This window comes from Paenibacillus septentrionalis, from assembly GCF_042659865.1.
Classification (GTDB): Bacteria; Bacillota; Bacilli; order Paenibacillales; family Paenibacillaceae; genus Pristimantibacillus; species Pristimantibacillus septentrionalis.
In genome coordinates this window covers 718074-732489 of the sequence record NZ_JBHSTE010000002.1, presented here as the reverse complement: position 1 = coordinate 732489, position 14416 = coordinate 718074, and the positions used below count along the sequence as shown (strand labels likewise).

7 protein-coding genes, 4 tRNA genes and 2 pseudogenes are annotated in these 14416 nt (G+C 44.7%); 10 read left to right on the top strand and 3 right to left on the bottom strand.

Annotation, left to right across the window (positions count from 1 at the left end; translation table 11 throughout):
* The first annotated feature begins 196 nt into the window (after positions 1 to 196).
* From ACFP56_RS08495 to pdaA, 5 genes are all read left to right on the top strand, one after another.
* A tRNA-Glu gene (locus ACFP56_RS08495) sits at positions 197 to 271 on the top strand.
* A gap of 4 nt (positions 272 to 275) precedes the next feature.
* Positions 276 to 351: transfer RNA gene (locus ACFP56_RS08490), tRNA-Thr, on the top strand.
* A gap of 5 nt (positions 352 to 356) precedes the next feature.
* Positions 357 to 431, top strand: a tRNA-Gly gene (locus ACFP56_RS08485).
* A 6-nt stretch (positions 432 to 437) separates the two neighbouring features.
* A tRNA-Pro gene (locus tag ACFP56_RS08480) sits at positions 438 to 514 on the top strand.
* A 214-nt stretch (positions 515 to 728) separates the two neighbouring features.
* Positions 729 to 1526 (top strand): delta-lactam-biosynthetic de-N-acetylase, encoded by a 798-nt coding sequence (gene pdaA, locus ACFP56_RS08475; RefSeq protein ID WP_379233252.1) that lies wholly within the window; start codon positions 729 to 731, stop codon positions 1524 to 1526.
* 104 nt (positions 1527 to 1630) lie between these two features.
* Here pdaA and yhbH read toward each other — a convergent pair whose 3' ends face one another.
* Both yhbH and ACFP56_RS08465 read right to left on the bottom strand, forming a co-directional pair.
* Positions 1631 to 2782 carry a sporulation protein YhbH gene (gene yhbH, locus ACFP56_RS08470; RefSeq protein ID WP_379233250.1) on the bottom strand — a complete coding sequence of 384 codons (1152 nt, stop codon included), beginning with the start codon at positions 2780 to 2782 and terminating at the stop codon, positions 1631 to 1633.
* A 323-nt stretch (positions 2783 to 3105) separates the two neighbouring features.
* Complete coding sequence (locus ACFP56_RS08465) at positions 3106 to 6579, bottom strand: sugar-binding domain-containing protein (protein WP_379233248.1); 3474 nt, start codon at positions 6577 to 6579, stop codon at positions 3106 to 3108.
* 323 nt (positions 6580 to 6902) lie between these two features.
* Here ACFP56_RS08465 and ACFP56_RS08460 point away from each other — a divergent pair, with 323 nt between their 5' ends.
* The 3 genes and pseudogenes from ACFP56_RS08460 to ACFP56_RS21770 all read left to right on the top strand — a co-directional run.
* Entirely contained in the window at positions 6903 to 8054 is a 1152-nt protein-coding gene (locus ACFP56_RS08460; protein WP_379233246.1) for an exonuclease SbcCD subunit D, read from the top strand.
* Between the two features lies 1 nt (position 8055).
* Positions 8056 to 8643, top strand: a pseudogene (locus tag ACFP56_RS21775) (AAA family ATPase); the annotation flags it as partial.
* 2019 nt (positions 8644 to 10662) lie between these two features.
* Positions 10663 to 11199 (top strand): annotated as a pseudogene (locus ACFP56_RS21770) (SbcC/MukB-like Walker B domain-containing protein); the annotation flags it as partial.
* 59 nt (positions 11200 to 11258) lie between these two features.
* Here the strand turns inward: ACFP56_RS21770 and ACFP56_RS08450 are convergent.
* Positions 11259 to 11948, bottom strand: coding sequence for a hypothetical protein (locus ACFP56_RS08450; RefSeq protein ID WP_379233242.1), 690 nt, complete (start codon positions 11946 to 11948; stop codon positions 11259 to 11261).
* Between the two features lie 72 nt (positions 11949 to 12020).
* Between ACFP56_RS08450 and ACFP56_RS08445 the strand changes: the two genes are divergently transcribed.
* Both ACFP56_RS08445 and ACFP56_RS08440 read left to right on the top strand, forming a co-directional pair.
* Positions 12021 to 12416 (top strand): DUF423 domain-containing protein, encoded by a 396-nt coding sequence (locus tag ACFP56_RS08445; protein ID WP_379233240.1) that lies wholly within the window; start codon positions 12021 to 12023, stop codon positions 12414 to 12416.
* A gap of 63 nt (positions 12417 to 12479) precedes the next feature.
* Positions 12480 to 14390 (top strand): putative bifunctional diguanylate cyclase/phosphodiesterase, encoded by a 1911-nt coding sequence (locus tag ACFP56_RS08440; RefSeq protein WP_379233238.1) that lies wholly within the window; start codon positions 12480 to 12482, stop codon positions 14388 to 14390.
* Positions 14391 to 14416 lie beyond the last annotated feature (26 nt).

The following is a 14416-nucleotide window of genomic DNA, read 5'->3' as shown; positions in this document are numbered from 1 at the left end:
TGGCTCAAGGGGACCCTCTGCTAAGGGGTTAGACTGCGTAAGTGGTGCGTGGGTTCGAATCCCACCTTCTCCGCCATTGCTTTTTTATGTGAAGAAATCTATTAAAATAACACTTGATTAAATAATAGAGTTATGATACTATATTTCTTGTCGCAAAAATAGCAAGCAAAATTTTTGATAGATTTTTTAATAGCAAGGCCCGTTGGTCAAGGGGTTAAGACACCTCCCTTTCACGGAGGTAACAGGGGTTCGAATCCCCTACGGGTCACCATTATGCCGCTTTAGCTCAATTGGTAGAGCAACTGACTTGTAATCAGTAGGTTGGGGGTTCAAGTCCTCTAGGCGGCACCATTTTTGCGGAAGTGGCTCAGCGGTAGAGCATCGCCTTGCCAAGGCGAGGGTCGCGGGTTCGATTCCCGTCTTCCGCTCCATACTCTCGGGATGTAGCTCAGCTTGGTAGAGCACTTGGTTTGGGACCAAGGGGTCGCATGTTCAAATCGTGTCATCCCGACCATTTTATAAAAGTTACTGAAGTTCAATGAACTTCAGTTTTTTTGTATTTAAAACAATGGATTGAATAGACAGGTGATCTTGCAGGAACGAAAGGCATGATGGTAGTAAGGAATGATTACAGTAGCCAAGATTATATTTCTCAGTGCATGATTTTCATACCTTTGGACATCTTAAATAATAAATAGGTGTATTGGAGATGGAGGTATATTGTTTCAATGTTGAAAAAGCGATTTTACTTACTGCTAGCTATCATGCTGCTACTGTGCAGCCAAAGCATCGTCGTTCATGCCGATGGCGAAAAGCCATTCCATTTTGGATTTAAGCGCAGTGTGGGTGGGAATATGCCATCCATTAATGAAGAAGGCTTTTCACATATTATAGAGAAAAATGATGCGCTGTTTTTGGGCAATACATCAAAAAAGGTGCTTTATTTAACGTTTGACAATGGATACGAAAATGGCTTTACAGCTCCAATATTAGATACATTGAGGGATAAAAACGTTCCTGCTACTTTTTTCGTAACAGGACACTATATACAAGATCAGCCTGATTTAATCAAGAGAATGGTGGATGAAGGACATATTATTGGCAATCATTCCTGGAGTCATCCGGATATGACGACAATGAGCAATGAGCAGATAAGAACTGAGCTTGCAAAGGTACGAGATGGTGTAGCTGCTATATCTGATCAAAAAACGATGCAATACTTAAGACCACCACGCGGAATTTTTAATGATCGTGTGCTCGCAGTGAGCCGTGAGGAAGGATATACAAGTGTATTTTGGTCTTTGGCCTATAAGGATTGGGAGGTCAACAATCAGAAAGGGGCAGAATACGCTTATCAGCAAATTATGAAGCAGCTGCATCCCGGAAGTATTATGTTAATCCATTCAGTGTCGAGCGACAATGCAGCTGCCTTACCTAGAGTTATCGATGATGCAAGAGCGAAAGGCTATGAGTTTGAAAGTCTCGATACACTTATGGCGGAAAAATTGCTGCCATTCACATTTTAGATGGTTACATCATAAATAACTTGAAAAGGTGCCTAACATCTGTACAGCACTTTAGCTGAACAAGATGGTCGGCACCTTTTTGAACGTATAGAAATGAATAAGTTTTAATTCGCGGGCTGCTTCGCAAAAAAATGCGTAAGTGCTTTATAGACCTCACCTTTCTCGCGAATAATAAAATGCTTAAATTTTTTGTTAGTAATATGCTTGTAGGCACTCATCAAAGTACTCGAACGATTGTATTGATTGATTTCGCCGTAGCCAAACATATTGCTGCGCTCTATAAGCTTTTCAATTAGACGCACGCATCGCTCATTATCGGAGGTTAAATTATCCCCATCTGAAAAATGGAAGGGATAAATGTTCCATAGCTGTGTCGGATAACGCTCTTCAATAATATCAAGCGCACGCTGATAGGCAGAAGAGCAGATCGTTCCACCACTTTCACCACGGGTAAAGAAATCCTCCTCCGAAACTTCCTTCGCTTCGGTATGATGTGCAATATAAATAATTTCCACATGCTCGTATTTCCTTCTTAAAAATCTGGACATCCAAAAGAAAAAACTGCGCGCACAATACTTCTCGAACGCTCCCATCGAGCCTGACGTATCCATTAAAGCAAAAATAACAGCATTCGATTGAGGCTTAATAATTTCCGTCCATGTTTTGTATCTTAGATCATCAGGCGATATGCCGCCTATCCCTTTTCGTCCGGCATTGGCATTACGTCTCAAATTTTCAAGGAGTGTCCGCTTCTTATCGATATTGGACATGATGCCCTTTTTACGAATATCGTGAAACACGATCTCTGAGGTTTGCAGCTGATCCTTTTGCTTCTGCTCTAAATTAGGCAGCTCCATTTCGTCAAACAGCATATCTTCCAATTCATCAATGCTGATTTCAGTATCATATACGTCGTCCCCTGGCTGATCGCCAGCATCTTGCCCCTTGCCAGCCTTTTTTGCAGCTTGAGGATCAACTCCGAGTACATCGCCAACTTGAGAATCCCCGTCTCCTTGACCAACATGCTTTTTCTTGTTGTAGTTATAGATGAAGTGGGCTTCATCCAAGCTTTTTATTGGAACTTTAACCGTTTTTCTACCATCCGATAAGATGATGCTTTCATCTGATACGAGATCAGGCAAATTGTTTTTTATAGCTTCGCGTACACGCTGCTGATGTCTAGCTTGGTCATTATAGCCCTTACGATGCAACGACCAATCTTCTCGCGAAACGATAAATAGCGGATGCTGCTTCATGCTAGCTCACCTCATTTACGTCTATTATGTATTCATTGTATGCATGAGCTGTGCATGTATGATGAATGCCAGAAAGGATCTGATGAACGTCTAATGAATATTATTGATACTGAGCTAGTATCTTAATCAAAACTGTTCAAACAGTTAATTAAGCGACAGGTAGCGAAACATAGATAGTAGGAATACATGTCAGCCGAACATGTAAAGTTAGCACGTTGCATGGTGAGACCTATACATATAAGACTATATAAGATGAACAAACAGGCAGCCTCCATATTGTAGAAGCTGCCTGTTTTACTGAAATATAAACGATATGGTTAAACCTACTTTTCAAACTTAAACCATTTCAAATTGAATTGGCTACCAGGCAAGAACACAAACATCAGCTTCTGCCTCCCAGTTACAGGCTCCAGCTGAAAGGTTCTAGCTGTGTAATCATTGGAATAAGCAAATTCTACAAGTTGCTTGCTGTCGCCGTTTTCTCCGCTCATAATGATCGTAATGGTGTTTTTATCAATTGGAGAATGACCGCAGATGGTTAGCGTTCTCGCTCCTTCATTAAAATCCATTTCCTCAAAAATAATCGATACATTGTTGCCGATATTCTCGATCGTATGCTCACCTAAGCTGAAGGAATCCCCGTAAATATGATCGTATTCCGTTGCCCCCAGCTGTTGATAGGCTTTTTCCAACTTCGTAAATTGGAAGCCCTTGAGATGGATTTTGCGTTTCAATACGAGTGCAAGCGATGTGATCCCCTTCAAACGCTTGTTCAGTTTATAGGTTTCAGGCTGATATACATTCCACTTCGTTTGCTTATGGTAGTGAAGCGTCCCTAAATGCACAGCATCTTCATCCGAAGGATAGCCTTCCCAGAGCTCCATCGTAAATGCTTCGCTATCCAATGAGAAGATTGGTAGCGTGACCTCGTCAGAACCATAGCTGCCAAAGTCAACCTTCTCAAAGTAGATGATGCTCTCACCGTCTCGTGCTGTTGCAACACCGCGTTCATTTCCCATTGATAAATTAGTGCTGCGCTCGCTATTGTAGCCAGCCGAAACAAATTCGTATGGATCAATAAAGGCTTGACCAATTCCGCTAATGGAGAAGTCAAGCATCGCATAATGCTGCAGCTTGTCTTTACCGTTTTTAGTTCCACAACGAATGTACAGTTCGCCATCTCCAAGCGCGTGAATGGTCGCATGATGACCGTCGACATCAAGTCTCGCCATATTGGCATCAACACCAGCAGCATTCGTCAGGCGCCATACCACATCTTGATAGGTCGCTTGCTGCGGATGAAGCTTGATAGATACAGGCAGTGCGGTTGCATCAGCCGACATAGCCGTACCTTGTGGCGCGATGATTTCGATTTTACGAACAGGAATCTCATCTTGCTCGATGTCTGCTTTTACAGTCTTGAAGTTATGCTCATGTGCCTCAGCATATGCAAAAAGGGTGTAGTCACTAGAACGAGATGGCTTCGGAGCTGGCTCATTCACAATGGTTAGCTTGCTTTCCTTAAGGCCTCTAGCCCTTACCGTTACCGTAATCTCCCCAGGCTCTAATGTGCTTGCAACAATCGCAAGCAACTTGCCGTTGAACAGACGACGATGCGTTCCTTTGTAAGAGTCGTAATCTGTGCTGTCACCATTATCAAGGCCTACGAGACGTCCTGGTCCATCAATCGACAGATGGACACGATTGTTCGCGTTATGCACAGGCTGTCCGTTCTCGTCAACTGTACTGATTTCGATAAATGCTAGATCAGAGCCAGTTGCAAGCAAGCTGTGCTCCTTTGTATGCTGCACAATTTTAACCGCATCACCGAAGGAAGCCTGTGTATCAGTTGCGATAATTTCATCATGTTCATTGTATGCAACAGCTCGAAGCACTCCTTTTTCATAAGGAATCTGCCAATCGCCTACTAGCTTTTGACCGTGCTGATGATCGATATGGAATATACCTTGCGACACGTCATTGAAAAACAACTCAATTTTAGGAGCGTTAGAGCACACACGAACATCAATAAGCTGTCCTTCAGAAAAGTCCCAGTAAGGGAAGAGATGAACCATCGGGTTTACGCGATAATCGGTCCATTCCGCTTGATAGATGTAAAAGGAATCTTTTTTGAAGCCAGCAGTATCAAGCTGTCCGAAGTATGAATTTTTTGTATGATATGGTGTAGGCTCTCCAATATAATCGAAGCCCGTCCATATAAATTGTCCAAGTGAATAAGTAGCATCACGATCTGCGATGATGCAAGCCTCGGTGCTTTTTGCCCCCCAGCTCGTTGAGCTGTTGCCAAGTGCAGAGCATTGCTCGTCGTCATCTGCAAGCACGGCCTGAGCGAGTGGAAAGTGATAGACGCCGCGGCTCTGTACAACAGAGGCTGTTTCACTTCCATATATTATCCAATCCGGATGCAGCTCATGGTGCTGATCGTAGTATTTCTCACCGTAGTTGTAGCCGGCGACCTTTACGATATCCGCACATTTTTGGGCGTTTTCCCAAGGCATGTAATTAGAGCCGATTGTGACAACTGCATTGCGCTTGTAATCAAGCTGTTCAACAAGCTCCATTAATTCGCGAGTAATAACCTGACCCCGCTCATCTGCATGAGTATCATAGATCTCGTTGCCGATACTCCACATAATAAGACTCGGATGATTGCGGTCGCGTCTGACCCAGCTCGTGATGTCCTTTTGCCACCAATCGCGGTAGAAGCGTGCATAGTCGTATGTTGTTTTCGGGCGTTCCCACATATCAAATGCCTCTGAACAGATCAAGACGCCCATCTCATCCGCCAGCTCCATCAGCTCAACGGCTGGCATGTTGTGTGCGGTGCGAATTGCATTTACACCCATTTCCTGAAGCAGCTCGATTTGGCGACGCAGCGCCTTGCGATTAACTGCCGAGCCTAGTGCACCAAGGTCATGATGCTGACACGCTCCGAAAATTTTAACATACTCATTATTTAAGAAGAAGCCGTTGTGCGTCGTAAAGCGCAAGGAACGGAAGCCAAAACGTTCAGTCTCTCTCTGAATTAGCTGCTGCTTATAATAGAGACGCGTCTCTAATGTATATAGATTGCCTTCTCCGAGCTTCCACAGCTTCGGCTGCTGGACTTTCAGCTCGCTGTGAACAACTGTTATACTGTCAGATGCTGCATACTTTACAGGTGAAGTCAGAGAAGTTATTTCAGCTCCTTGGGCATCCATTATTGTTTGCTCGATGCGATAATCAGCCGCATTTGCCGTGTCTGCTGCCGCCAGCCTGACTTCCGTATCGACTTCAACGATCCAGTGATCATTAGCAGGCTTTGTTGCAATATACACCCCATGTGTAGGCAGGTGAGTGGCAGTTTTCTTCATTAGCCACACCGAACGATAGATGCCTGCGCCGGAATACCAGCGTGAATTTGGAGATTGATGAACGACTCTTACAATAATGTCGTTTTCCCCAGCTATAACGTAAGGCGTAATATCAATTTCGAAGCTGGAGTATCCATATTTCCATTCGCCAGCGTATTGTCCATTGACGTACAGCGTGCTATCCATGTAGACGCCTTCAAAATATAATGAGAAGTGCTCGCCCTCGTTCATTTCATCAACATGAAGTGTTTTGCGATACCAGCCCTCACCATTTTCATATAGCTTGTTGCTGTCATAAATCAGCCAATCATGCGGGAGAGTAACGGCCGTCCAGCCTTCAGCTGAACGAGCAGCTTCAAAACTTGTACCTAGCGGTTGTTTTTTGAATAACCAGTCATTGTTGAATAATTGCTTCGTACTCATTTGAGCAGCGCTCCTTTATTCTTTTCTACAAGCATTTACTTTGCGTATTCACACGAATGATCGCGTGTACATTATTGCAAGAGAGCTGATGTAATTATCTTGAATTTTTCATAGAGTCAGCTTCACTTTGCAAATCGTACAATTCAAGGCAATCATATCATGTAGGCTAGCAATCTTCCATCATTTCTAAGCTTTTTTATATAGAAAATGTTAGTTCTGTGATGAGAATTGAAACAATAGCGTCATGATCGCATATAGAACTGGCGTTTCCATGATGGTAAACTTATAGTATAGAACCAATGGTAGGTTGAAGGGGTGAGAGGATGAAAATATTTCACACGGCGGACTGGCATCTAGGAAAGCTTGTGCAAGGTGTTTATATGACTGAGGAGCAAGCTTATGTGCTTGAGCAGTTTATAGAGGATGTGAAGCGGGAGCAGCCGGATGTCGTCATCATCGCTGGTGATTTGTATGATCGAGCTATACCGCCTACTGAAGCAGTAGAGTTGCTTAATCGAACGCTAGAGCGTTTGGTGCTGGAGCTGGAGGTGCCTGTCCTCGCGATTGCTGGCAATCATGACAGCCCCGATCGTATTGATTTTGCGGTAAAGCTAATGGAACGAAACAAGCTGTATATGAGCGGACAGCTCCGTTATCCGATAGAGCCTGTTGTGTTGAATGATGAAGCGGGAGAGGTGCATTTTTATCTTGTGCCATATGCAGACCCTGCGATGATAAGACATCTGCTCGGGAATGACAATATCCGCTCCCATCAAGAAGCAATGGAAGCGATTGTGCAGCATATTGTGGAGCGTTGGGATCCGACTGCTCGTCATGTGCTTATTGGACATGCCTTTGTTACAGCGTACGGAGAGGCTGCAAGCAATACAAGTGATTCGGAGCGTCCGCTTGCAATTGGCGGAGCTGAGCATGTAAGCGCGGAGCTATTGAAGATATTCAATTATGTGGCGCTAGGGCATCTGCATCAAGCACATTACGTAGGAGCAGAGCATATTCGCTATGCAGGCTCGCCGCTTAAATATTCGATTTCAGAAGAAAAGCACCAGAAGGGCTATCTTATTGTTGAGCTAGGGACAAGCGGTATCGAGATTGAGAAAGTACTGCTTGCAGCAAGAAGAGACATGCGCAGAGTAACAGGCACGATGGCTGAGATAGAACGACACCGTCGTAATGAGGATTATGTGTATGTCACATTGACCGATGAAAATCCTGTGCTGTTCCCAATGGAAAAAATTCGCGCGGTATATCCCAATGCGATGCATGTGGATCGTATGGCGCATCGTCCAACGAGTCAAATCGATGCTGATGCGATCAGTGTGACGAAGCAAGAGCTAATGCCGCTTGAGTTGTTTCGTGCTTTCTATCAGGAGGTGCGCGGCATAGAGCTTTCGAAAGAGAAAGAAGAGCTGTTCGCACAGGCCTATGAGCAGCTAGTAAAGGAGGCTGGGGAGTAGCATGAGACCAATACAGCTGACGCTCACGGCCTTTGGCCCTTACCGAGAACGCGAAATGATCGACTTTCGCAAGCTCGGCGATCATCGACTGTTTGTCATTTCCGGCAATACTGGCGCAGGGAAAACAACCATTTTTGATGCGATTTGCTTTGCGCTGTATGGAGAGGCGAGCGGGGAGGATCGCGCCGAAACACGCATGCTGCGGAGTCATTTTGCAGATGAAGCCATTCATACCTCAGTCGAGCTTGTTTTTGCAGTAAAGGACAAGCAGTATCGTATCTTCAGACAGATGAAGCATCGCAAGGGAAACAACAAAAGTGAAACAGGCGAGAAGATCGAACTGTTCGAAATCACGGATGATGGCGAGGTTCCTGCTGTAGATCGTTTTATTATTCGCGATGTAGATCAGCGCCTGGCAGAAATCATTGGATTAACCAAGGATCAATTCAGTCAAATTGTTATGCTTCCGCAGGGTGAATTTCGCAAATTGCTAACATCAAGCACAGACAACAAGGAAGAAATTTTACGCAAAATATTTCAGACTGAAAAATTTGACCGTCTAGAGCAGCTGATCGGACAGCGAACGAAGCAGCTGCAGGAGCAGCTTAGGGATCAGCAGCAGGCGCAGCGACAGCTTCTGCAGCAGATTGCAGAGCAGATTCCATTAAGGGCGGGCAGTTTACTTGCTGAAGTCTATGAGCAGGAGCAGCAAAACAGCTATCAGGTGCTGCAAGGTTTGTCAGAAGAACAGAAAGCTTATGAAGTATTGCAGCGACAGCTGGAGCAGAAGAAGATTGAGCTTGCAGACAAGCTGTCCATCTCTCGGAAAGCGTTGCAGGAGGCTGAGCAGCATAACAGCAAGCTGGTTCAGCTGGAGGAGAAAAAAACGCAGCTCAAGCAGCTTAAGGAGCAGGAGCATCAGATCGAGGCCTCCAAAATTAAGCTGACAGAAGGTGAAAAGGCTCGTTTTGTTGAGCCCTTTGAAGAAAGATGGCAGCAAGCAGAGCGCCAAGCACGTGAAGCTGGCGAGCGGCTGCAGCTCTTGACAGAGCGCAAGCACAAGCATCAGCAAGAGCTTCAGGAGGCTCAGCTTCAATGGGAGGCGCAACAGGCGCTAGAACCACAACGATCTGCGATGCAGCTGGAGTTGCATGAGCTGGAAAGTCTGGTTCCGATTGTGAAACAGCTTCAGCAGCTGCAACAGCAGAGAACAGAGCTGGAAAATGAGCTTCAGCGGCTTCAAAAGGATCTTGCGTCAAGGGAGCAGGAGCTGCAGCTTGCAAAGGATCGCAGACTACAATTAGCTGCGCTTCTTGAGAACAATGAGCAGGATGCTGTTAAATTTGCAGAGCTGCAAGCGCAGCTAAGGACGATACAGAAGCAGGGCACCGAAATCAGTACGCTAGTAAACGAGACATCAGATCTTATTGCTCTCCATCAGAATAGCCATACCGTTTCATCAGAGGTGGACCGGGCATATGAGGCCGTGCGGCAGCTTGAGCAGCAATGGCTGGAAGGTCAGGCCAGCGAGCTGGCGATACATTTGCATGATGGGCAGCCGTGCCCTGTATGCGGCAGCGAGCAGCATCCGAATAAGGCATCGCGAGCTGCGTCCATGCCAACTAAAGAGCAGCTTGAGACAGCTAAAACTGTCCACATGCAGAAGCTGCAAGCCCAGCAGCGAGTCGAGGCTGATCAGCAAGCCAAGCTTCAACTGCTGATTGCTCAACTGGAGCAGCAGGAAACGATTATGGATGAGCAAGGGGTTGCCATTACATTTGCCCCGTATGACGATATGAAGCTTGTACGCTCCAAGCTGGAGCAAGCCCAAGGCTTGCTGCGAATGGAATGGAAGAAAGTGAAGGATCAGTCAGTCGAGCTGCAAGCAGCAATAGAGCTTGCGCGACAGCATAAGCAAGAACATGCCGAGCTGGAGCAACGTGTTCAGCAGCAAGAAAAGGAAAGAGAGAGCCTGCTGACCAAGCTGCAGCAAATTCAGATTCAGCATGCCACTAACACATCAGCCAGCAGTCAGCTAACTGAGCGTGTTCCACAGCAGCTTCAGGATAGCAGCAAGCTGCAAGTCAAGCTTCAAGAGCTGCGTCAACAGGTTGAACAGCTGCAGCTCAAGTGGAAGGAAGCAAGTGATGCGTATCAGAACGCTGTGACGCAGCACACAACGGTAGCAGCACAACTTGAAGAGCAGCAGAAACAGATCACTCGCTTGCAGAGCGAGCTGGATTCCAGCAAGATAAAGCTTCGAGCTCAGCTGGAGGAAGCTGGATTTGCAGATCATGCGCACTATCAGGCTGCTAAGCAAAGCTTAGAGCACTTAAAGCAGCTGCGATCTGTGATCGAGCAGTTTGAGCAGCAGCACAATCGACTGCTTCATGAAATTGATTTGCTTCAGCAATCAGTAGCGCAACAGCCTGCCGCACTCGATATCGAGCCGCTGCAGCAGCAATTTGAAAGCAGTCAGCTTGAGTTCGAGCAGCTCCTTGAACAGGAAGCTGAACAGAAACGCTGTTTCGCGGATATTGTACGATTTATAGAACGTATTGAAGGCTATAGCGGTCAACTGCAGCATTTGGAGGAGAAGCTTTCACTGCTGAGCGACCTGTTTACAACGATGAAGGGAGATAATCCGCTTAAGCTATCATTCGAACGATATATTTTAATTGATTATTTGGAGCAAATTCTGGTGATGGCCAATGTGCGATTAGGAAAGCTGTCCAACGGTCAGTTTGAGCTGAAGAGAAGTGACCGTTTGGAGACGCATGGAAAGCAAAGTGGACTGGGGCTCGATGTTTATGATGCGTATACGGGTCAGAACCGTGATGTTAAAACGCTCTCTGGTGGCGAAAAGTTCAATGCTGCGTTATGTCTTGCACTTGGCATGACCGATGTGATACAGGCACATCAGGGTGGCGTTTCGATAGAAATGATGTTTATTGACGAGGGCTTTGGGTCGCTGGATGAGGAATCTCTTCAAAAGGCAATCCAAACGCTAGTAGAGCTGCAGCGGGCAGGCCGCATGATTGGAGTCATCTCACATGTCCAAGAGCTGAAGAGTGCATTGCCTGCTTGTCTAGAGGTAACAAAAACATTGGACGGTCATTCGAAAACGCAATTTGTCGTGAACTAATCATAAAAGAACACAGCTGATTCTAAAAATGAATCAAGCTGTGTTCTGTCTAATTTATATTAGATTGCAAATGCGCTAGCGAAGGACAGAAGCATAAAAATAAAACCTCCAAAGCACATCAAACCGTTAAATATCGTTCCAAGGATACCGAAAATTTTACGACGCTGCTTCATAAATAAGCTGATGCAGCCAAGAATGAAACCTATAAAGGAAATAACTGCCGAGCCCATCATGAGCAAACCGCCGATTAGAATCGAGATAAAGAATGAAGGCATTGCGGTGCCATTCATTATGCTTTCGATATATGCGGGGTCTTGCAGCAATGCAAGGTCGCTTTCGTTCATATCAATAATGCTTGCAAAAATAACGATAAATCCAATTACAATAGCAAGCAAAGAAAGAATGGACATGATAAAGCTTGCAATGCCAAGTCCCGAGTGCTTGAGCTTGCCTGGCTGCTCAGGATTGAACGGATCGTTTGGACCTTGCTGAGAGTATCCTTGATAGGACGGTTGCTCCTCATAGTACGATTGACCAGCAGCAGATTGTCCACCCTGCAACGGATTGCCAGATGATTGACCTGGAGCGGGAGCAGCATTTTTAGGTGTATAACGTCCTCTTAGCTTTAATGGTTTTGCGGGTTGTGTATGATGAGTGGCTGTGTTCGAGCTTTCATTGCCAGCGTTGAGCTCAGCATTAGTATGAGGCTCTTGTGGCGAGTTAGGTTTTGATGAATTTGAATGTTCCATAATGACTCCTTCTATCTATTTTTACTTATTATACTACAAAAAAAGTATACTACAAAAAAAGGAATGATGACCATGTTTAGAAAGTATTTTGCAATTGGTGCAATAGGAGCAGCACTGGCAATCGCATTTGGCGCATTTGGCGCACACGGGCTCAAGGAAATGGTGTCAGAACGAATGCTTCAAAACTTTGAAACAGGCGTACGATATCAGATGTACAGTGCTTTAGGAATTATGATCATCGCGCTTGCATCGAAGTTGATAGGGAATTCAGCAGCATCAAGTGAGAAAAAATTAGCAGTTGGCGCATTGCTCATTACGATTGGAACTTGTATTTTTAGCGGCAGCTTATATATTATGGCGCTAACTGGTGCTACAGTACTAGGTGCGATAACACCAATAGGCGGCGTACTCATGATAACTGGCTGGATTATCGTTATTACAAGAATATTAAAATTTAAAGACAACTAACATTTTTTTCTATGACAAAAGACATATTTCGATTATAATTGTGTTAAACGTGACAACTTCTACGTGCAAAGAATTATAATATTTGGCGAGATGAATCGAGGGATTAGGTTGTTCAAGCGAAATCAATTTAATGGGTTTGAACCTACGATCGTAGCAGGTTTTCTTACCGTTTTCTCCCTAGCTTGGATGTTTATTGCTTTATTTGTCGTACAATCCTTCATGTATCGCGTTATGCTGGGAACAGTCGGATTAGTTCTAATCGCAACAGCTATCTTTATCGTATTGCGAACAAAGAAAAGCGCAGCACCGGCTAATTTTCATGAATCCATTGTTGATACACTATTCCAATCCAATGCGGTCGCACTTACTCTGATTAATCATGACGGAAAAATAGTTGAGCTGAACGATACAACTGCCAAAATGCTTGGTTATGAGCAGCGTCAGGATCTGATCGGAGAGCCAATTATGGACATCATCGAGTCATCTAGCCGAGAGGCGCTATCTGAAGCGCTTGACAAGGTAAGAAGAGGACAGATCGAAACGTTAAATATTCACGTTCTACATCGATCTTCTTTTCCGTTGGAGCTGCAAATCAGCTGTGAGCCGGTTGTTCAGTCTGGACGCGTGATAGGCTCTCTAATTATTAGTAATGATTTGAGTGATCATAAGCGGAACTTGGAACGAATTCGCTACATGGCTTATTACGATGATATGACCGGTCTGCCGAATCGTACATTATTTCAAATACGTTTTGATGAATGGTTGCTTCGAGCCAAGGAAGATCATTTTATGCTTGGAGTCTGCTACATCGATCTGGACAACTTTAAACTTATTAATGCATCCTTCGGACGTGAATATGCGGATCTAATGCTGCTGCAAATGGCAGACCGCTTGAATCGTCTGCTATCTGAGCATGATTTTGCAGCCCGAATGGAAGGCGACTCCTTTGCTCTGCTGCTTAATCATATTGAGCATATTGATCAGCTTCTGGAACGGGCAGAGCATATTTTGGATGTTATTACCGAGCCCTATGATCTCAAGGGTGTGCCTGTACATATGAGCGCAAGTATGGGGATTGCAGTTAATCTTGATCCTGCTGACGATGGATATTCTTTGTTCAAAAAGGCTGACATGGCCTTAGTAAAGGTTAAGGAAACAGCGGGCGACAATATATTAATCTATTCGGAGGAATGGAATAATTCTTCCTACGAGCGATTAAAGCTGCAGCATGAAATTCATCGCGCCATTCAGAAGCATGAGTTTGAGCTGTATTATCAGCCTCAGTATGATTTGATTCAAGGACAGATTGTTGGTGTAGAAGCTCTGATTCGTTGGAACCATCCGACAAAAGGGATGTTATCTCCCATTCATTTCATTCCTCTTGCAGAGGAAAGTGGACTGATCGTACAAATCGGTGAGTGGGTTATCCGAGAAGCTTGCCGTCAAAACAAGGAATGGCTAGATGAAGGCTTACCGATTGTTCCAGTAGCTGTAAACCTATCAATTCGTCAGTTTATACGCAATGATATGTCTTTGCAAATTTCAAAAATTTTAGAGGAAACTGGGCTTCCAGCGCAGTATCTGGACATAGAAATTACCGAATCAATGAGCATCGATATTAACGAAATGAACAATAAGCTGGTTGCAATAAGCGAGCTTGGTGTAGGCATCAGTGTTGATGATTTTGGTACTGGCTATAGCTCCTTTCATTACTTAAAGTCGCTGCCGATCAATCGCTTGAAAATTGACCGCTCATTTGTAACCGATATATTACATGAAAAAAGTCATGCGGAAATTGTATCTGCCATTATTGCTATGGCGCACAAATTAAATCTTCAAGTTATAGCAGAAGGTGTAGAAACGGAAGAGCAAATGGAGTTTCTACGCACACTACAGTGTGATGAAATTCAGGGCTATCTCAAAAGCCCGCCCGTTCCAAGTGAGTACTTTCAGCGATTATTATATTCCATATAACATACAAAAAGACTGAGTTGCCATCC